We start from the raw sequence: 386 nt of genomic DNA, 5'->3' as shown, positions 1-386 counted from the left end.
GTCGCCACCGTCGCCGGCCTGGTAGCCGGTACCGCCCTCGCCGCCGGCACCGCCGGAGGCGCCGACACCGGTCGCAGTAGCGTGCGCCGGGCTCTGTCCGTTGCCGACGAAGCCGTTGGCGTCCGTGGCGGCGTCGCCACCGGCACCACCGGTGCCACCCGCACCGCCGGTGCCCTGCACGCCCGCGGCGCCCGTGGCACCCGCAAGCGCACCATGGCTTGTGCTCGCCGCACCGGCGACACCACCGGTGCCGCCGTTACCGCCGACGCCACCCGCCGTGGGATCGGCCGTGCTCGTCCCGTTCTGACCCGCCTCGCCGGTTCCACCGACACCACCGGTACCACCCTGGCCGCCCGCGCCGCCGTTACCGAACAGCTGGCTGGCAG

At 76.4% G+C, this 386-nt stretch carries 1 pseudogene; it reads right to left on the bottom strand.

Annotated elements, in window-relative coordinates:
* Positions 1 to 386 (bottom strand): annotated as a pseudogene (locus tag KIH27_RS22270) (PGRS repeat-containing protein); the annotation flags it as partial.

Origin of the sequence: Mycolicibacter acidiphilus (genome assembly GCF_018455725.1) — a bacterium.
Lineage (GTDB): Bacteria > Actinomycetota > Actinomycetes > Mycobacteriales > Mycobacteriaceae > Mycobacterium > Mycobacterium acidiphilum.
This window is presented reverse-complemented; position numbering and strand designations above follow the sequence as displayed.